This window comes from Duganella flavida, from assembly GCF_009857445.1.
GTDB classification, from domain to species: domain Bacteria; phylum Pseudomonadota; class Gammaproteobacteria; order Burkholderiales; family Burkholderiaceae_D; genus Rugamonas; species Rugamonas flavida.
On sequence record NZ_WWCN01000003.1, the window covers coordinates 232,976 to 250,422 of the forward strand.

General features: G+C 60.8%; 18 protein-coding genes. 7 read left to right on the forward strand and 11 right to left on the reverse strand.

Going from position 1 to position 17,447, the window contains the following annotated elements; translation table 11 throughout:
• Nucleotides 1-9: 9 nt before the first annotated feature.
• The 10 genes from GTP46_RS05590 to GTP46_RS05635 form a co-directional block, all read right to left on the reverse strand.
• Nucleotides 10-918, reverse strand: coding sequence for a LysR family transcriptional regulator (locus tag GTP46_RS05590; protein ID WP_161005631.1), 909 nt, complete (start codon nt 916-918; stop codon nt 10-12).
• A 9-nt stretch (nt 919-927) separates the two neighbouring features.
• Nucleotides 928-1,314: a hypothetical protein gene (locus GTP46_RS05595; protein ID WP_161005632.1), complete on the reverse strand. Its 387-nt coding sequence runs from the start codon at nt 1,312-1,314 to the stop codon at nt 928-930.
• Between the two features lie 299 nt (nt 1,315-1,613).
• Nucleotides 1,614-2,009: an Hpt domain-containing protein gene (locus GTP46_RS05600; RefSeq protein WP_161005633.1), complete on the reverse strand. Its 396-nt coding sequence runs from the start codon at nt 2,007-2,009 to the stop codon at nt 1,614-1,616.
• A gap of 59 nt (nt 2,010-2,068) precedes the next feature.
• On the reverse strand, nt 2,069-2,944 hold the full coding sequence (locus GTP46_RS05605; protein ID WP_161005634.1) for a proteasome-type protease: 876 nt from the start codon (nt 2,942-2,944) through the stop codon (nt 2,069-2,071).
• Nucleotides 2,945-2,976: 32 nt separating this feature from the next.
• Complete coding sequence (locus GTP46_RS05610) at nt 2,977-3,780, reverse strand: transglutaminase family protein (RefSeq protein WP_161005635.1); 804 nt, start codon at nt 3,778-3,780, stop codon at nt 2,977-2,979.
• A gap of 15 nt (nt 3,781-3,795) precedes the next feature.
• Complete coding sequence (locus tag GTP46_RS05615; protein ID WP_161005636.1) at nt 3,796-4,743, reverse strand: alpha-E domain-containing protein; 948 nt, start codon at nt 4,741-4,743, stop codon at nt 3,796-3,798.
• A 3-nt stretch (nt 4,744-4,746) separates the two neighbouring features.
• On the reverse strand, nt 4,747-6,177 hold the full coding sequence (locus GTP46_RS05620) for a circularly permuted type 2 ATP-grasp protein (RefSeq protein ID WP_161005637.1): 1,431 nt from the start codon (nt 6,175-6,177) through the stop codon (nt 4,747-4,749).
• A gap of 61 nt (nt 6,178-6,238) precedes the next feature.
• A complete protein-coding gene (locus GTP46_RS05625) occupies nt 6,239-6,982 on the reverse strand; it encodes a transporter substrate-binding domain-containing protein (RefSeq protein ID WP_161005638.1) in 744 nt (247 codons plus the stop codon).
• Between the two features lie 43 nt (nt 6,983-7,025).
• Complete coding sequence (locus GTP46_RS05630) at nt 7,026-8,087, reverse strand: ABC transporter substrate-binding protein (RefSeq protein WP_161005639.1); 1,062 nt, start codon at nt 8,085-8,087, stop codon at nt 7,026-7,028.
• Between the two features lie 86 nt (nt 8,088-8,173).
• Nucleotides 8,174-8,683, reverse strand: coding sequence for a PRC-barrel domain-containing protein (locus GTP46_RS05635; protein WP_161005640.1), 510 nt, complete (start codon nt 8,681-8,683; stop codon nt 8,174-8,176).
• Nucleotides 8,684-8,834: 151 nt separating this feature from the next.
• On the opposite strand from GTP46_RS05635, the gene GTP46_RS05640 reads away from it, so the two are divergent.
• From GTP46_RS05640 to GTP46_RS05655, 4 genes are all read left to right on the forward strand, one after another.
• Complete coding sequence (locus GTP46_RS05640) at nt 8,835-9,653, forward strand: ferritin-like domain-containing protein (RefSeq protein ID WP_161005641.1); 819 nt, start codon at nt 8,835-8,837, stop codon at nt 9,651-9,653.
• 98 nt (nt 9,654-9,751) lie between these two features.
• On the forward strand, nt 9,752-11,431 hold the full coding sequence (locus GTP46_RS05645; protein WP_161005642.1) for a phospholipase D-like domain-containing protein: 1,680 nt from the start codon (nt 9,752-9,754) through the stop codon (nt 11,429-11,431).
• Between the two features lie 103 nt (nt 11,432-11,534).
• Nucleotides 11,535-12,752 carry a benzoate/H(+) symporter BenE family transporter gene (locus GTP46_RS05650; RefSeq protein ID WP_161005643.1) on the forward strand — a complete coding sequence of 406 codons (1,218 nt, stop codon included), beginning with the start codon at nt 11,535-11,537 and terminating at the stop codon, nt 12,750-12,752.
• Nucleotides 12,730-14,067 carry an MFS transporter gene (locus GTP46_RS05655; protein WP_161005644.1) on the forward strand — a complete coding sequence of 446 codons (1,338 nt, stop codon included), beginning with the start codon at nt 12,730-12,732 and terminating at the stop codon, nt 14,065-14,067. Before GTP46_RS05650 ends, GTP46_RS05655 begins: the two co-directional genes overlap by 23 nt.
• Here the strand turns inward: GTP46_RS05655 and GTP46_RS05660 are convergent.
• Nucleotides 14,064-14,978, reverse strand: coding sequence for a LysR family transcriptional regulator (locus GTP46_RS05660; protein WP_161005645.1), 915 nt, complete (start codon nt 14,976-14,978; stop codon nt 14,064-14,066). The two genes, GTP46_RS05655 and GTP46_RS05660, sit on opposite strands and share 4 nt — an antisense overlap.
• 100 nt (nt 14,979-15,078) lie before the next feature.
• On the opposite strand from GTP46_RS05660, the gene GTP46_RS05665 reads away from it, so the two are divergent.
• The 3 genes from GTP46_RS05665 to catA are packed head-to-tail and all read left to right on the forward strand — an operon-like array spanning nt 15,079 to nt 17,437.
• Nucleotides 15,079-16,188: a muconate/chloromuconate family cycloisomerase gene (locus GTP46_RS05665; protein ID WP_161005646.1), complete on the forward strand. Its 1,110-nt coding sequence runs from the start codon at nt 15,079-15,081 to the stop codon at nt 16,186-16,188.
• Between the two features lie 12 nt (nt 16,189-16,200).
• Nucleotides 16,201-16,491, forward strand: coding sequence for a muconolactone Delta-isomerase (gene catC, locus GTP46_RS05670; RefSeq protein WP_161005647.1), 291 nt, complete (start codon nt 16,201-16,203; stop codon nt 16,489-16,491).
• Between the two features lie 25 nt (nt 16,492-16,516).
• Nucleotides 16,517-17,437: a catechol 1,2-dioxygenase gene (catA, locus tag GTP46_RS05675; protein WP_161005648.1), complete on the forward strand. Its 921-nt coding sequence runs from the start codon at nt 16,517-16,519 to the stop codon at nt 17,435-17,437.
• Nucleotides 17,438-17,447: the final 10 nt, after the last annotated feature.

The window sequence follows — 17,447 nt, forward strand, 5'->3', positions numbered from 1 at the left end:
CCGGGAACTTTATTCGTCGTTATCCCACGGCGTGCCGGCCAATTCCTGCACCAGGAAATCGATCATCACCCGTACCTTGGCGCTCAGGTGGCGACGGCTAGGGTAGACGGCCAGCACGTCCATGTCCGGCATATGATAGTCGGGCAGCACGCGCTGCAAGCGGCCGGCGCGCAGGTCGGCGCCCACCAGGAAGGTCGGCTGCCAGATAACGCCCAACCCGCCCAAGGCGGCCGCGCGCGCGGTGTCGCCGTTATTGGTGTGCATTACGCAGCGAACTTTGACCGCATGGGCGGCGCCGCTGGCGTCCAGCATATGCCATTCGTCGGCGGTAGCGGCGTAGCTGTAGCCGATGCAGGCATGTTGCAGCAAGTCGGTTGGCGTGCGCGGCATGCCGTGTTGCTGGATGTAATCGGGCGAGGCGCACAGCACGTTGCGCGAACTGGCCAGCTTGCGCGCCACATTCGAGGTGGAACCGGCGCGCGAGATGCGCACCGCCATGTCATAGCCTTCCTCGACGATGTCGACCACGCGGTCAATCAGCGCCACGTCCAGCTGCACCTCGGGATACAGACGCATGAATTTGGCCCACAGCGGCGCCAGGTGCAACACGCCAAAGCTGAGCGGGGCATTGATGCGCAGTACGCCGTGCGGCTGCATGGTGGCGGATGAGACAATGGCTTCAGCCTCGGCCACATCGTCAAGAATCGATTTGGCGCGCTCAAACAGGGCTTCGCCGCTGGAAGTCAGCGACATTTTGCGCGAGCTGCGGTTCAGCAGCCGGGTTTGCAGGTGGGCTTCGAGATCGCTGATGTAGCGGGTGACATTTGCCGGTGAGGTATCCAGCGCTTCGGCAGCGCGGGCGAAGCCGTCACGTTTGACGACTTCCACGAACACTTCCAGTGCACGCAGCCGGTCCATGGTCTGCTGTTAGTGCGCCACGTAGTTGGCGGTGGCGGCTTCCTTGATCACGCGGCGGGCACTGCTTTCGTGCGCCATGCCGACCAGTCCGACTGCGGCTTGGGCGTCGCCAGCGTTGGCGGCGCGTTCAAACAGCTCCATCGCTTCGCGGCGCTTGGCCGGGTTGGACAGGTAACGCAAGGCCAGTTCGCGCTGGGCGACCGGCGAACCTTGCTCGGCCCATTCTTGCAGACGGCGTTCGGCGGCGGGTTGGCCGGTAGGGCCGATTTGCATGGCAGCAGCTTCAATCACAGTCGGGGAGGGAATAGCATCTTCTTGAGCCTGGCAGGCAATCAGGGCGCCAACCAGCACCAGCACCGACGATACCAATACACCAGACTTGTTGAATAATTCCATAAATTTAAAACCCTAGTTGAAAGCATTACTACCCAGCCCAGACAGGCCTCTGTGCATCGCACCATTATACTTGCGCCTCGGCAAATTGTCGAATACGCAATAACGTGGCGGTTAAAACCTGCTGAACATCAGTAAAAGCGATATTAGCATGAAGATTTTACGCTTCCCGTTCAGAGTTCACGCGTGCGGGTAACAATTGTAACCATTCGTTAATGGTTGAAAAGCCACAGTTGCACAGGCTACTGCTGTGCAATGCAGCAAAGATGCGGGTTCACAATTCGTGAATGATGGGGAAGAGCTCAGACGCCCTGCGGAGCGTTGCGTTGCAGCCAGGCGTCGGCGTCGCGCAATACCAGTTGATATTCGGACTCGAGTGCGGTGAACAGTGCGGGGATGGCGTCGATATGTTGCTCGACAATCGCTTTTTCCAGCTCGAGGGAGGACTGCACCAGCCGCCGGGCGCCCAAGGTGCCGATCGAACCACGCAAACTGTGGAAGATTTTGCCGGCTTCCTGCAGGCGCTGCTCGCGCAGGGCGGTGGCGGCCTGCTCAAACGGCGCCATGCGCGGCGCGCAGGCATCGCGCACGATCTTGGAGACGATCGCCAGGGCTTTGGCGTCATTCCCCATGTATTTCAACAGGGTGTCGACTGAGAAAATGCTTTCTTCGGCCGAGGATGGACTGGTGTCACTCATGTGTTGCTCCGGGACAGGTTGCTTTTATCCTATCATACGCTGTCCCGGACACAGCGAGATTACTGTTGCCCGTCGTAAAATTGTTGTGACAGGGTTTGCAACGGTGCGCGCGTTACCTTCGGTACAGCAACACTGCCCGGCGGCGCCACCCGGACTGGCTTGCTGCTAGTGTTGGCCGAATGCAACACGTTGCCTGCTGTTTCGGGCGCGGCGTTCCACACCGGTGCATCGAGGCCTTCGAATACGCTCTTCAACTGGTGGCCCCAGGTGCTGCGGATCATCTGGAAGTACTCGTTGCGCTCGTCAATGGTGACGAAGTGGGTAACTGCCAGTTTGTCGGCTTCATAGACCAGCATATCCAGCGGCAAGCCGACGGAAACGTTGGAGCGCAGGGTGGAATCCATCGAAATCAGCGCGCATTTGGCGGCATCGTCGAGCGAGGTGGCTGGGCTGACCACGCGGTCGATGATGGGCTTGCCATACTTGGCTTCGCCGATCTGGAAATAGGTGTTCTCGTCGTGCGATTCGATGAAATTGCCGGCCGAGTAGATCTGGAACAAGCGGCAGCGCTCGCCCTTAATCTGGCCACCGAAGATGATGCTGACGTTGAATTCGATGCCGAACGAGGACAGCGCCTCCGCGTCGCGCTGATGCACCTGGCGCACGGCCTCGCCCAGGATGCGGGCTGCTTCGTACATATTCGGTGCGTTCCAGATGCTGTGGCCGGCGTCGGTTTTCAGTTCAGACACCATCTGCCGGATCGACTGCGAAATTGACAGGTTCCCGGCCGTCATCATGACCATCATGCGGTCGCCGGGGATTTCGAACACGCTCAGCTTGCGGAAGGTGCCGACCTGATCGACACCCGCATTGGTCCGCGAATCGGATAAAAACACCAGCCCGGCATTCAGGCGCATGCCCACACAGTAAGTCATCGTCTCGAGTTCTTGATTGAAAGTATCGTATTTTACTGCGGAACAATCAGCACATCCACACTCAGCGACTCGGTACCGCCGCCGCGCCGCACGCCGCGCACCGGGGCGGCGCTGTCGTAGTCGCGGCCGATGGCGATGCGGCAGTAGGCGTCGGTCATCAGGCGCGCATGGGTGACGTCGATGCTGATCCAGCCGCTGTAATCCTTGTCTTCCACCCAGGCATCGACCCAGGCATGGCTGGCCGCATGGTCGCTGTTTTCCGGATCGATGTAGCCGGACACATAACGCGCCGGGATGCCATGGGCGTGGCAGCAGGCCAGAAACAGGTGCGCATGGTCCTGGCACACGCCTTCGCCCAGCGCCAGCGCCGCACTGGCCGTGGTATCGACGGCGGTCGCACCGCTTTGATACCGAACCGCACCAAAGATGTGCTCTGCCAAACACATCAAGTCGCGCGTCATGGCCTGGCCGTCCGGCAGGCAAGAGGCCGCCAGTTCAAGGATGCCGGGCGTAACGCCGGTCAGGCGGGTCGGCACCGTAAAAATCAGCGGCGACAGGGTATCGCCGTTGGGCACCCGGCCACGGTCGGGCGCGGTAGTCTCGACCGCGCCGCTGGCGACGATGGACAGCGTCTGGTGCGGCAAATCCATGGTCATCATGTGCGACTGGTTGCCGTACGCATCCGTGTAGGCGTGTACGTGGCCGGGCGTGGACAGCTGCCAGGACAGCACGTGCTGCTGCGGCTCCACGCGCGGCGTCAGGTGCAGCTGCTGTATCGTGTAGGCCAGCGGCAAAGTGTAGGTGTAGCGCGTTTCATGCCGTATGGTCAGATGCATAGATTCACCTTTCGCTTACGCCGCCAACGGGACCAGGAAATCGCGGCTGACGCGGTTGCCCAGTTCGTAGATGTCGGCCAGGAAGCGGGTCAGCGTGTCATGCAGGCCTTCCGCCAGGATGTCGTCGATCTTGCCGAACTGGAGTTCTGCGCGCAGGCGGCCGGCGAAACGTTCGGTATCGGCGGAAACGTCGTTGCGCACCTCGTGGAGATTCTGAACCACTTCATCCATGCAGGCTAGCAGAGATCGCGGCATATCGCCGCGCAGCATGAGCAGCTCGGCGATGCGGGCCGGGGTGATGACGTCGCGGTAGACCTTGCGGTAGATTTCAAAGCCGGACACCGAACGCAGCATCGCGCCCCAATAGTAAAAGTCGCGCTGGCTCATGTTCTCGCCGCTCTCGGTGGCGCCGCCGTGGTATTTGACGTCGATAATCCGCGCCGTGTTGTCGGCCCGCTCCAAAAAGGTGCCGAGGCGGATGAAGTGTACGGCCTCGTCGCGCAGCATGGTGCCCTGCGTGACGCCGCGCGACAGGTGCGAGCGGTACTTAACCCATTCGAAGAACTTGCTGGGGTCGGTTTCCAGCAGGTCGGAGTTGATGCGGCGCTGCATGTCCAGCCAGGTCTGGTTCTGGATTTCCCACACTTCCGTGGTCAGCGTGCCGCGCACGGCGCGGGCGTTTTCACGGGCCGCCGTCAGGCAGGCCACGATGGAAGAAGAGTTGCCGGGATCGCGCACCATAAAATCGATGACCTCGCGGCCTTCCAGCGAGTTGTACTTCTGATTGAAGGCGTACTGCAGCTCGGAGATGCCGAGCAGGGCGCGCCAACCCTGCGCCTGCTCCTCCTCGGATTGCGGCAGCATCGAGGTTTGCACGTTCACATCCAGCATGCGGGCGGTATTTTCGGCGCGCTCGGTGTAGCGGGCCATCCAGAATAAGTGGTCAGCGGTTCGGCTCAGCATGATTTATTTCTCCAGAATCCAGGTGTCCTTGGTGCCGCCGCCTTGCGACGAGTTCACCACCAGCGAGCCTTGCTGCAGCGCCACGCGGGTCAGGCCGCCCGGCACCATCGAGATGGTTTTGCCGGACAGGACGAATGGCCGCAAGTCGATGTGGCGCGGCGCGATGCCATTTTCCACGTAGGTCGGGCAGGCCGACAGGGCCAGCGTCGGCTGGGCGATGTAGCCGTCCGGCTTGGCCAGCAAGCGCTGGCGGAAGTCTTCGATCTGCGCCTTGGTCGAGGCCGGCCCGACCAGCATGCCGTAGCCTCCCGCGCCGTGCACTTCCTTGACCACCAGCTCGGGCAGGTTGGCCAGCGTGTAAGCCAGATCCTCTTTTTTGCGGCACTGGTAGGTCGGCACGTTGTTCAGCACCGGCTCTTCCGACAAATAAAACTTGATCATGTCCGGCACATAGGGGTAGATGGATTTATCGTCCGCCACACCGGTGCCGATGGCGTTGGCCAGCGTGACACGGCCGGCGCGGTAGACCGATAGCAGCCCCGGCACGCCGAGCGAGGAATCCGGACGGAAGGCCAGCGGGTCGAGGAAATCATCATCGAGACGGCGGTAAATCACGTCCACCCGTTTCGGGCCGCGCGTGGTGCGCATGAAGACGGTGTTATCGCTGACGAACAAATCCTTGCCCTCGACCAGCTCCACGCCCATTTGCTGGGCCAGGAAGGCGTGCTCGAAGTAGGCCGAGTTGTACATGCCCGGTGTCATGACCACCACGGTAGGATCGTTGATGCCCATCGGTGCCACTGAGCGCAGGTTATCGAGCAGCATGTCCGGGTAGTGGTCGACCGGGGCGATCTTGTTGCGGGCGAACAGTTCCGGGAACAGCCGCATCATCATTTTGCGGTCTTCCAGCATGTAGGAGACGCCGGACGGCACGCGCAGGTTATCTTCCAGTACGTAGAATTCGCCCTGGCCGGCGCGCACGATGTCGACCCCGGCAATGTGGGCATAGATGTCCGACACCACGTTAATGCCTTGCATCTCGGGCCGGTATTGGGCGTTCTTGTAAATTTGCTCGGCCGGGATGATGCCAGCCTTGATGATGTTCTGGTCGTGATAAATATCGTGGATGAACATGTTCAGCGCCTTGACGCGCTGGACCAGCCCGGTTTGCAACTGCTTCCATTCGGCCGCCGGGATGATGCGCGGGATGGTATCGAAAGGAATCAGCCGTTCGGTGCCGGCATCGTCGCCATAGACGGCAAAGGTAATGCCGACGCGGCGGAAGGTCAAATCCGCTTCGGCGCGCTTGCGTTCTATGGTTTCTGCCGACTGGCGCTGCAGCCAGCCGCAGAACTCGCGGTAGTGTTCACGTACTTCAGCACTGGCAGTGTGCGCCATGCCGTCAGCGGTCATTTCATTGAAGAATTTAGCCATATCGAACATTCCCTGTTGAGCACATTTAATCTTGTATCAAGAAGTGTGCCAGTGGAAACGCTCAATTTTGGTGCATGGCTTGCTGGCGGTAGCGTTCGATCTGGCCGCTGTCACGCATCTTTTTGATGATGGCGCCCAACCGTGGCGCCAGCTGGGCGTATCGGCGGTTCAGGTAGGCGTGTACCGGGCCGCGATCCATCACGGCCACCGGGCGAATGCCGACGCCGCGGAATTCCGGCCAGGACAGCAGGGAAGTTACGGTGTCTTCAACGTCCACGTACAGGTCGGAACGGCCGAGCACCAGCTTGCGCAGGCCGGTTTCGGCATTGCGCACTTCGCTGAGATTGGCCGGCGCCACCACCGCCGCCAGCTTGCGGGTCATGATGGGATAGCCCAGCCGGTGCTCGATGCGATAGCTGGTGTCGCGCAAGGATTCGTAGCCAGGCTCCAGCTTGATGTCGCTACGGGTGGCGTAGGCTATGGTGTTGGCGTAGAAGGTAGGTTCAGACACGCGGATCAGGTTGGGATGGGTGTCCTCGTACTCAAAGCTGCGGGCCAGTTCGCCGTCCACGTTGTCGGCGGCGGATTCAGCGGCGGCGCGAGCGGCCGGATAGGCACGAATTTCCAGCTCAATGCCCAGCTGCTTGAATGCGTCGCTGTAGATCAGTTTGAGCCAGCGCGCGGCGAAACCATCGCCATTGCCGACCAGGCTGGCCATAACGATGTGGCGTGGTTCGTCGGCCCAAGCCCGGCTGCCAGCCAAAACGGAAATGGTGATACCGGTGACGAATTGCCTGCGCCGCATGGCGGGTCCTGTCATAGTCGACGACAGGGCCAGTATAACAACTTTATTTCACCAGATCGATTTGCCACAGACCGTTGGCTGCCACCGTTTTGCGGGCCGACAATTGGGCCGGCAAGGCGACTTTCAGCGCTTCAAGCCGGGCCGGGTCAACCAGCACGGTCGGCGTTTCCTGACGCAGGATGGGCAACACGTCCGGTTTGGTGTGACGCTTGAGGATCTTGGCCGCCTGTGTGCCGGCCAACTGGCCGACCTGCTTGAAATCGGCGCCGATGTACAGCGCCGCGCCGGGTACGCTCACCATGGCCAGCGTCACCACCGGCACCTTGTTCTCAATACCGAAATCACCAAGGTCGAGCGACGCTTCGTAGCGGTGTAGGCCGTAGTAAGTATCCAGCGGCACCGCGAACATTTCGGCGCCGGCGGCATACAGTTCCTTCAGCTTGGGTGCGATGTGCTCATTCTTGCTGACCTGGCGCGCGCTGACATCCAGTCCCAGCGGCTTGCCCTTGGTGGTGGCTGCCGCCACATTAGCGATGCCGTTGTCGTCGTCGCTGTGCACCATGCCGATGCGGTGCACTTGCGGGAATACGTCCTGGACCAGCTTGAGCGAATCAGTCATGTCGGTGTACAGGGTGGAACCCGTGGCGCCTTCACCGGCGTCGACCAGCGACACGCAGCCAGCATCTTCCGGATTGGCGACGGCCGTGAACACCAGTGGAATGTGGGCGTCGGTCATCATGCCGCGCGCGTACTTGGTGGCCGGTGTGCCGATAGTCAGTACCAGGTCCGGCTTGGCTTCAACAATGCGGGTCGCCTCCTGGCGGATGCGCAGCAGCACGCCCAGTTTGCTCCAGAAACCGCCATTTTCGGCGTCGAAATCGATGGTGGCCTTGTGCACGCTGAGGTTTTTACCGTCCACCAGGCCATTATTTTGCAGGGACTTGAGGAAGCCGTTCAGTGCTTCGCGATAGGGTTCGATGTCCGTCACTTGCAATACTTCGACCTTGAACACACGAGTATCATCCATCGTTTCGGGCGGCAGCGGTTCAATCGCATGGGCGGACAAAGCGGTGGAAAGCAACAGGGTAGTTATGATTTTGTTCATACCCTGAATTAAACCAGAGAAGCCCGCCAGGCATGCCGCTTATCGCATGCCTTGGCGAGCCAATGTGTGCGCTATGAGGGCCAGCGTCAGATATTGCCGCTGTCCGTGCCACGGCTACTGCTGTAACCTGGATCGCTTTGCAGGTTGCCGCTGCTGCTGCCCATCACGCTACCGCTCGAGGTAACGCCGCCCGGTACACTTTGATGGGTGCCATAGAAACTGTGCAGCTCTGTATTGAACTCCGTACTGGCCATGTCCGGCCAATTGTCCTTGTCGAAGCCAGGTGCGTTTTTCAGGTGTTCTTTCGAGCAGTCCAGCAGGAAGCGCTTGTTGTCAGTGTCCAGTTGCAACGCTTGCCACGGCACGGCAAACAATTTGTCGCCCATGCCCAGCCAGCCGCCGAAGGACAGCACGGCGTAGGCCACTTGGCCGTTGCGTATGTCGAGCATAATTTCCTTGATGTCGCCGAGATCTTCGTCCTGGCGGTTGTAAACATCTTCGCCGATCAGCGTGTCCGCGCCCATCAGGCGCGGGCCGGGGCCCTCGGTGTCGTCGCCGGTGTAGATGCCGTAGGTGTCGCGATCCAGATAGCTCATGATGGTCTCCATGTGGTGAGTAAGTTGACACATCATGCTGGTGGCGCGACTGCCGAGGTATAGGTGCACGCGCGGTGTCGCTGTAGGACAGGACTTAGTTCGCGGGGAACCTAGTGGTAGACTATCGCCCTCGTTAAATTGGAAGAAGAATATGCAAGCACCACTGGAACTCCGCGCCCGCGCGCTGCAATGCCTGGTCGAGCGCGACCCTGCCGCCAAGGTGGCTGCGGTGTATGCGATCGCGGCGGCTTCGCAGGAAGGTAGCTGCGTGCCGGATCCGCAGGCGGTGCTGACATCAGCCGACGACATTCCCGGCCGTCCGGATAAGCCGGAACTGGTGCCGCCGCTACAAGTGGGGCGGCGTGCGATGAACACAGTTGAGGGCAGGGCGATGCTGATCCACGCGCTGGCGCACATCGAGTTCAATGCCATCAACCTGGCGCTGGATGCGATCTGGCGCTTCCCTGGTTTGCCCGCCGAGTACTACACGGACTGGCTGCAGGTGGCAAAGGAAGAGGCCTACCACTACTCGCTGCTGGAAGAGCACTTGCAAAAACAGGACTACTACTACGGCCAGTTCATCGCGCATGACAGCTTGTGGGAGATGGTCGCCAAAACTGCGGACGATGTGCTGGCCCGCATGGCGCTGGTGCCGCGCACGCTGGAGGCGCGTGGGCTGGACGCCAATCCGCCGCTGCGCGCCAAGCTGGCGCAGGCTGGTGACAAGGAAGCCGCAGCGATCCTGGATATTATCCTGCGCGACGAAATCGGCCACGTTGAAATCGGCAATCGCTGGTACAGCTACCTGTGCCGCCAACGCGGGCTGGAACTGATTCCCTCCTACGCCGATCTGGCCCGCCAATACAACGCGCCGACACCGCGTGGACCGTTTAACCTGGAGGCACGCCGCCAAGCCGGCTTTACGGAGGACGAATTACAGGTTCTGCAAGGAGAAAAAACAGCGCCCTGACGGCTTTCCAACACTATCCAAATGCTAGCAAAATGATAAGTCTTGGCGCGTGATACATTGGCCGGGCTTCATTCAACTCAGCTCAAAAAGGATGGGATATGGCCGGTTTCGACTTGAAACTCCACCGTGGTGAAGGCATGGTCTTGTTGGCCATGAACTGGCGCGACGGACAGCAACCGCCAGACGATTTTGTTGGCTTCGCCATCGAGTACAGCGAGCCCGATGGCAAGCGTTACTACCCAGTCAAGAACCGGCTGGCGTTCCGCGCCGACGACGGCAGCCTTAATCCCAACACACTGGCGACCACGCTGTCGCCGATCCAGAAATTCCGCTGGGTGCATTTCCCGCGCAATGCCGACAAATCCGGCGAGTTCAATTACCGCGTAACGCCAGTGTTCATGGATCCCGCAGGCGCCTTGAGTTACGGCGAGCCGCAGGAGCTGGGCATCGAACTCGCACGGGAAACCTATCCCGGCAAGCTGAATGTGACATTCACGCGCGGCTTCGTTTCGTCGCAAGCCTTTGTCGATAAATACCAGGCCTTCGGTCCGATCTCCGAGCTGTTGCCAGCCAAGGCGGTGGATGGCCTGACATTCGAGCCCACTCACCCCAAGGCGAAGGAAGCGCTGGAATGGATGGGCTTTGAAGCACGCGCCGCCATCCTCGATACGCTGGACAAAGCCGTCAAAGATCCCGACGCCCACGTCAGCCTCGTCGCCTACGATTTGAATTTGCCGGAAATCGTCGACAAGCTGGTGGCCTTGGGCGAGCGCGTGCGCGTCATCATCGACGACAGCGCCGAACATGGCGGCGCGCATAGTGCCGAAACTGCCGCCGAAACGCGCTTGAAAGCATCTGCGGGCGCGCACAACGTGCTGCGGCAGGACATGGGCAAGCTACAGCACAACAAGATGATCGTGGTGAACGGGCCGCACCAGAAGATCGTGGTGTGCGGCTCCACTAATTTTAGCTGGCGCGGTTTCTATGTGCAGGCCAATAACGCCATGATCCTGCACAGCGCACAGGCGGTGAAAGTGTTCAGCGCTGCGTTCGAGCAGTACTGGGCGAATTCCGTGAAAGACTTCCGCGACTCCGATTCTGCCGAATGGATACCGCTGGATTTCGGCCAGGTCGATATCAAGGTCACGTTCTCGCCGCATGGCGACAACAACGCCAAACTGGCCGAAATCGCCGCCGATATGCACAGCGCCCAATCCAGCATGCTGTACTCACTGGCCTTCCTGTACCAGACCGAGGGGCCGATACGCGATGCCGTCAAAGCAGTGACCAGTAAACCTGGCGTCTTCGTGTACGGCATATCGGACCGCAAAGTAGGGGGTCTCGATGTGCAGAAACCCGACGGCAATGTCGCTCCCGTGTATCCCGACGTGCTGTCCGGCGACGTACCGCCACCGTTTTCGGAGGAACCGGTAGGCGGCGGTGGCACGCGCATGCACCACAAGTTCGTGGTGCTGGATTTCGACAAGCCGACGGCCCGTGTGTATCTCGGCTCGTATAATTTTTCCGGCCCGGCTGATACCGCGAACGGCGAGAACCTGCTGCTGGTGAAGGATCCGCTGGTGGTCACTGCCTACATGGTGGAGGCAGTGCGCATCTTCGACCATTATCACTTCCGCCTCGCACAGCGTGACGCCAAGCTGGCGCACAAGGAGCTGGTGCTGCAACGGCCACCGACCAAAGCCAGCGAACGCCCATGGTGGTACGAGGATTATCACGACGAGCACAAAATTAAAGACCGCAAGCTATTCAGCGCCTGAAACAGCATACTTCGCAGGTATCAAAGGCATACTAAATCGGTCTTGGACCGTCTCCCGGAACTTGTCTACTCTGCCACAAAGACAATAACTCCGGGAGACACCCATGCAATCCTCATTGCCCGTATCCGCGATCGGTGCGGGCTTTCTCGCCGTGCTGGTTTCGCTTGCCGGGCCGCTGGCGATTTTCTACCAGGCCGCGCAAGCAGGCCACATGTCCAACCAGATGTTCGCATCCTGGGTATGGGGCATAACACTGGGCGCGGCGCTGGCTGGCATCATTCTTAGCTGGACGCTGAAAGCACCCGTCATCACCGCGTGGTCGGCGCCCGGCACTGCGCTGCTGATTCCTCTTTTTCCCGCGCTGTCGATCCACGAAGCGGTCGGCGCTTACCTGACTGCCGCGTTGCTGTTGCTGGCGATCGGCTTGAGCGGCGGCTTCGAACGCCTGATGGCGCATGTGCCCAAGGGCGTCGCCAGCGGCATGATGGCGGGGATTTTGCTGCCGTTTGGCCTGAACGCCTTCAAAGGCATGGGCACTTTGCCGCTGCTGGTGTGTGGCATGCTGGCGGCGTTCCTGATTTTTAAGCGCCTGACTCCGCGCTATAGCGTGGTGTTGCTGCTGGTCGCGGGCATCGCCATTGCCGTGGTGACCGGACAGACACATCTCGCCAGCGTGCAGCTGCAATTGGTGACACCGCAATTCATCACGCCCGTATGGAGCTGGTCCTCGACCTTCAGCCTGGCCTTGCCGCTGGTGCTGACCACCTTGAGCGGACAGTATTTACCCGGCATGGCGATCCTCAAAAGCGCCGGCTACGACGTACCGGTGCGGCGCGTGGTGGCGGTCAATAGCGTGGCTTCGATTCTTACCGCTTTCACCGGCGGCATCACCATCGCCATCGCCGCGATTACCGCCGCCATGTGCACCGGGCGGGATGCGCACGAAGATCCGCGCAAGCGCTACATCGCAGGCATCGCCAACGGCGTGTTCTACCTGCTGGCCGGCTTGTGCGGCGGCTCGGTGGTGATGCTGTTCGCCGCCTTGCCCAAGGAATTGATCGTGACGCTGGCCGGGCTGGCGCTGCTAGGCCCCATTACTGTCAACCTCGCACAAATCGCTGAAGCACCGGAACGAGAAGCCTCGGTACTGACTTTTCTCGCCACCGCATCGGGCATGACCTTCCTCGGCCTGGGCTCGGCGTTCTGGGGCATTTTGATCGGCATGGCCGCGCACCATGTGCTGCGTCCTGCCGCTGCAACCAATCCATCACCACTACTACAACAAGGAGACAAGCACCATGCAGCACATCGACATCCATAAACTAGCGGACAACGCGCGCTTTAACCGCTTCCATGCGGGCATTTTGGCCTGGTGCGCGATCATCATCATTTGCGACGGCTACGACCTGGCCGTCGCCGGTATCGCGCTGCCTTCGATCATGAAGAGCATGGGCGTGACAGCGCAGAATGCCGGCTTCATGGTCAGCTCCGCGCTGTTCGGCATGATGTTCGGCGCCATATTTTTAGGCACGGTGGCGGACCGCATCGGCCGCCCGCGTGCGATTGCAATTTGCCTTGCGCTGTTCAGCGTTTTCACTGCGGCGGCGGGATTGACGCAAGATCCTTACGTGTTTAGCGGCATGCGTTTCCTCGCCGGCTTGGGCATCGGCGGCGTGATGCCGAATGTGGTGGCGCAAATGACGGAGTACTCGCCGCGCAAAATCCGCGCAACCATGGTGACGCTGATGTTCAGCGGTTATGCTGTCGGCGGCATGCTGGCGGCGCTGCTGGGCAAGGGCATGATCGAGGCGTATGGCTGGTCTTCGGTGTTCCTGGCGGCGGGCGTGCCGGTGGTGCTGATTCCGTTCATCCTCAAGTCGCTGCCGGAATCGATGACGTTCCTGGTGCGCCAGCAGCGTATCGATGAACTCAAAGACATCCTGTCGCGCATGGAACCTGGCTATCGCGCCACTGCGCACGACAGCTTTGCTGCGCAGGGCAAAGCCGAAGGCGCGCCTATCGGAAAACTGTTCCAGGACGGCCGCGGTTTCAGCACCGTGATGTTCTGGATCGCCTTCTTTATGTGCCTGTTCATGGTGTACGCATTAAGCTCGTGGCTGGCCAAACTGATGGCCGGAGCAGGCTATAGCCTTGGCTCGGCGCTGACTTTTGTGCTGGTGCTGAACTTCGGTGCGGTGATCGGCGCAGTGGGCGGCGGCTGGCTGGCAGACCGTTTCCACATCAAATACGTTTTGGTGGGCATGTATGCGCTGGCGGCGGTGTCGATTACGCTGCTCGGCTACAAGGTACCGACCGAGGTGCTGTATGTACTGGTAGGTTTCGCTGGCGCTTCGACCATCGGCACGCAGATTGTGACTTACGCTTACGCTGGCCAGTTTTATCCAGCCGCTGTGCGCTCGACCGGCATCGGCTGGGCCTCGGGCGTCGGCCGCAGTGGTGCCATCCTGGCCCCGATTGTGATTGGCACGCTGGTGGGCATGGCACTGCCGCTGGAGCAGAATTTCGTCGCCATCGCCATACCGGCGGTGATTGCGACGATCGCCGTATCGCTGATCCGGCATGGGCGCTCGGCGTCGTCCGTCGTCACAGCGGAGGTGCAGGCGCAAGCCGCTTAAAGCGTCTCGCGGATGTAACTGATGCCGGCCGCGTCGTACACGTCGTAGATCACGGCCAGCATCTTCTGCAGTTCCTCCGTGCGATCCAGCTTGCGCACGCTGAACATCACCGGCGACACGGCGTGGCGGTCGGTCAGGGCGCGGAACACCACGTCGTCGCGGCGCATGCCTTGCACGCTCTCCGGCACGATGGCCACGCCCTGGCCAGCCGCCACCAGGCCAATCGCAATCTGCAGCTCGCGCACTTCGATGATTTTCAGCGGTACGATGGCACGCTCGGACAGCACCGATAGCACCTGGTCGGCAAAGCTGGGGCGCGGCGTCTTTGGATACACCAGCAGCGTTTCTGACTGCAGGTCCACAAGGCTCAATGGATCTGACGACGCCGCGCGCGGATGCGCTACCGGCAGCGCCATCACCAGCCGCTCCTCACGCAGCACGATGCGGCGAATGTTGGGATCTTCACTCTTCACGCGGCCAAAGCCGACGTCAATCACGCCGTCTTTCAGCGCCTTTATCTGCTGCATGGTGGTCAATTCATGAAAGGTCACTTCCACTTCCGGATGCTGCGCGCGATAGCTGCGCACGATGCGTGGCAGCAGGCCATACAGCGTTGAAGCCACAAAACCAATCGACAAAGTGCGCTCGATTTTGCCCACGCGCTGGGTCATGGTTTTGAGTTCGGCCGCTTTGGCCAGCAACTCCTGCGCATGCGCATGAAAGAAGGCGCCAGCCTCGGTCAGCTTGACCGGACGTGTGCCTTTCTCGATCAACTCCACGCCCAATTCCTCTTCGAGTTGCTGGATCTGGCGGCTCAGCGGAGGCTGCGCGATGTGCAAACGCTCAGCCGCGCGGGTGAAGTTCTTCTCGTCCGCGACGGCGACGAAGTAACGCAGGTGACGCAATTCCATTACATACCTTCCGGGTATTGAAACGATGCTAAATCGGTGTTGGACGGGGCGATTCTTCAGGAATATTGTGTCCCTATCCGATCAATTATACAAACTAAATATGATTCAGAACATCGAAGTCATCCTCGCCGACGTGCCGACCATCCGTCCGCACAAGCTCTCAGTCGCGACGATGAATACGCAAACGCTGGTGCTGGTGCGCGTAGTTTGCGCTGACGGCGTCGAAGGCTGGGGCGAGGCCACCACCATCGGTGGTTTGAACTACGGCGAAGAGAGCCCGGAAAGCATCAAGGTCAATATCGACACCCACATCGCGCCTCTGCTCATCGGCATGGAAGCGAGCCAGGTGGCGAAGGCGATGGCCAAGATCCGCAAGATCATTCAAGGCAATCGCTTCGCCAAATGCGCCATCGAGACCGCGTTGCTGGATGCGCAGGCGCGCCGCCTCGGCATCCCGCTCAGCGAGTTACTCGGCGGCCGCGTTCGCGATGCGCTGCCGGTGGCATGGACGCTGGCCAGCGGCTATACCGCCAAGGACATCGCGGAAGCGGAGACCATGCTGGAAAAGCGCCGCCACCGCATTTTCAAGCTAAAAATCGGCGCGCGTCCGCTGGCCGAGGATGTGAAGCACGTGCTGGCGATTAAAAAAGCGCTTGGCGATGCGGTCAGCGTGCGCGTGGACGTGAACCAGGCGTGGAGTGAACTGGAAGCGGTGCAAGGCATCGCCGCACTGGAAGCCGGCGGCGTTGATCTGATCGAGCAGCCGGTACGTGCCGAGAATATGGCAGCGATGGCGCGCCTCGCGCAGCGCTACGCAGTTTCCATCATGGCCGACGAAGCGCTACACGGCCCACAGGATGCGCTGGCGTTCGCGAATGCTTCGGCGGCCGACGTCTTCGCGGTGAAGATCACCCAGTCCGGCGGCCTGATTCCAGCGGCGCAGGTAGCGACGGTGGCGCAGCTGTCCGGCGTGAGCCTGTACGGCGGCACCATGCTCGAAGGCGGGATAGGCACGGCGGCATCGGCCCACCTGTTCTCGACCTTCGCCGATCTTTCAGCCGGCACCGAGCTGTTTGGACCGCTGCTGCTGACCGAGGAAGTGCTGCAAACGCCGCTGGTCTACAAGGACTTCATGCTGCACGTGCCGACCGGGCCTGGCCTCGGCGTCGACATCGACATGGACAAACTGGCGCGCCTGCGCCGCAAATAAAAGGAGATTGCCATGCTATTCCACGTCCGCATGGATGTTCAACTGCCCCCGGCCATGCCGGTCGCGCAGGCCGATGAACTCAAGAAGAATGAACGCGAATTGGCGCAAAGCCTGCAACGCAGCGGCAAGTGGCGCCACCTGTGGCGCATCGCCGGGCAGTACGCCAACTTCAGCGTGTTCGACGTCAACAGCGTCGACGAACTGCACGCGCTACTCACTTCGCTGCCGTTGTTCCCTTACATGAAAATCGAGATCAACCCAATGTGCCGGCATCCATCCTCTGTACGCGATACCGACGCTTAAATCCACAAACCTGAAGGAGACAAAAATGAACCATCAAGAAATCGACACCCTGGTAAAAAGCTGGATCATCGACAGCGCTACCGCCCCGGCCAATCCGCGCGTGCAGCAGGTAGTCGTTGGCCTGGTCAGCGCCTTGTGCAAGACCATCGAAGACCTCGACATTCAAGCCACCGAATTCTGGACCGGCCTCGAATACCTGCGTGAAGCCGGTGTACGCAATGAACTGGGTCTGCTGGCGCCGGGCCTCGGGCTGGAACGCTTCCTCGACATCCGCGCCGACGAAGCGGAAGCCAAGGCCGGCCTGACCGGCGGCACGCCACGCACCATCGAAGGCCCGCTGTACGTGGCTGGCGCTCCGGAGAGCAAAGGCTACGCGCGTCTCGACGATGGCACGGAAGTCGACAAGGCCGAAGTGCTGTTCATGCAAGGCACCGTGCGCGACGAACAAGGCAAGCCGCTGGCCAACGCCAAGGTCGAAGTCTGGCACTGCAACCTGATGGGCGGCTACTCGTTCTTCGACCAGACCCAGTCCGCATTCAACCTGCGCCGCACCATCTACACCGACGGCGAGGGCCGCTACCAGTTCCGCAGCTTCCTGCCAGTCGGGTACAGCTGCCCGCCGGACGGCACCACCCAGCGCCTGTTGGACCAGCTGGGCCGCCACGGCCACCGTCCAGCGCACATTCACTTTTTCATCAGCGCCGAAGGCCAGCGCAAGCTGACCACCCAGATCAACATCGATGGCGATGAATACCTGTGGGACGATTTCGCCTTCGCCAGCCGCGAAGGCCTGGTACCGGCCGTGCGTCACATCACCGATACGGCCAAGATCAGCGCCAAGGGTCTGGACCAGCCATACGCCGAAATCGACTTTGACTTTAGCTTGTACGCCGACCGCGATGCTGCACCGGCAGCAGAAGTTGAGCGCGTGCGCGCCGCTGCATAAGAGGGTGGCC

Excerpts from the sequence above, each read along its gene's own strand:
- catA (WP_161005648.1), top strand. The coding sequence starts at position 16,517 with ATGAACCATCAAGAAATCGACACCCTGGTAAAAAGCTGGATCATCGAC.
- GTP46_RS05600 (WP_161005633.1), bottom strand. The coding sequence starts at position 2,009 with ATGAGTGACACCAGTCCATCCTCGGCCGAAGAAAGCATTTTCTCAGTC.
- GTP46_RS05615 (WP_161005636.1), bottom strand. The coding sequence starts at position 4,743 with ATGCTGAGCCGAACCGCTGACCACTTATTCTGGATGGCCCGCTACACC.
- GTP46_RS05620 (WP_161005637.1), bottom strand. The coding sequence starts at position 6,177 with ATGGCTAAATTCTTCAATGAAATGACCGCTGACGGCATGGCGCACACT.
- GTP46_RS05610 (WP_161005635.1), bottom strand. The coding sequence starts at position 3,780 with ATGCATCTGACCATACGGCATGAAACGCGCTACACCTACACTTTGCCG.
- GTP46_RS05630 (WP_161005639.1), bottom strand. The coding sequence starts at position 8,087 with ATGAACAAAATCATAACTACCCTGTTGCTTTCCACCGCTTTGTCCGCC.
- GTP46_RS05665 (WP_161005646.1), top strand. The coding sequence starts at position 15,079 with ATGATTCAGAACATCGAAGTCATCCTCGCCGACGTGCCGACCATCCGT.
- GTP46_RS05595 (WP_161005632.1), bottom strand. The coding sequence starts at position 1,314 with ATGGAATTATTCAACAAGTCTGGTGTATTGGTATCGTCGGTGCTGGTG.
- GTP46_RS05660 (WP_161005645.1), bottom strand. The coding sequence starts at position 14,978 with ATGGAATTGCGTCACCTGCGTTACTTCGTCGCCGTCGCGGACGAGAAG.
- GTP46_RS05640 (WP_161005641.1), top strand. The coding sequence starts at position 8,835 with ATGCAAGCACCACTGGAACTCCGCGCCCGCGCGCTGCAATGCCTGGTC.
- GTP46_RS05655 (WP_161005644.1), top strand. The coding sequence starts at position 12,730 with ATGCAGCACATCGACATCCATAAACTAGCGGACAACGCGCGCTTTAAC.
- catC (WP_161005647.1), top strand. The coding sequence starts at position 16,201 with ATGCTATTCCACGTCCGCATGGATGTTCAACTGCCCCCGGCCATGCCG.
- GTP46_RS05625 (WP_161005638.1), bottom strand. The coding sequence starts at position 6,982 with ATGCGGCGCAGGCAATTCGTCACCGGTATCACCATTTCCGTTTTGGCT.
- GTP46_RS05605 (WP_161005634.1), bottom strand. The coding sequence starts at position 2,944 with ATGACTTACTGTGTGGGCATGCGCCTGAATGCCGGGCTGGTGTTTTTA.
- GTP46_RS05635 (WP_161005640.1), bottom strand. The coding sequence starts at position 8,683 with ATGAGCTATCTGGATCGCGACACCTACGGCATCTACACCGGCGACGAC.
- GTP46_RS05590 (WP_161005631.1), bottom strand. The coding sequence starts at position 918 with ATGGACCGGCTGCGTGCACTGGAAGTGTTCGTGGAAGTCGTCAAACGT.
- GTP46_RS05645 (WP_161005642.1), top strand. The coding sequence starts at position 9,752 with ATGGCCGGTTTCGACTTGAAACTCCACCGTGGTGAAGGCATGGTCTTG.
- GTP46_RS05650 (WP_161005643.1), top strand. The coding sequence starts at position 11,535 with ATGCAATCCTCATTGCCCGTATCCGCGATCGGTGCGGGCTTTCTCGCC.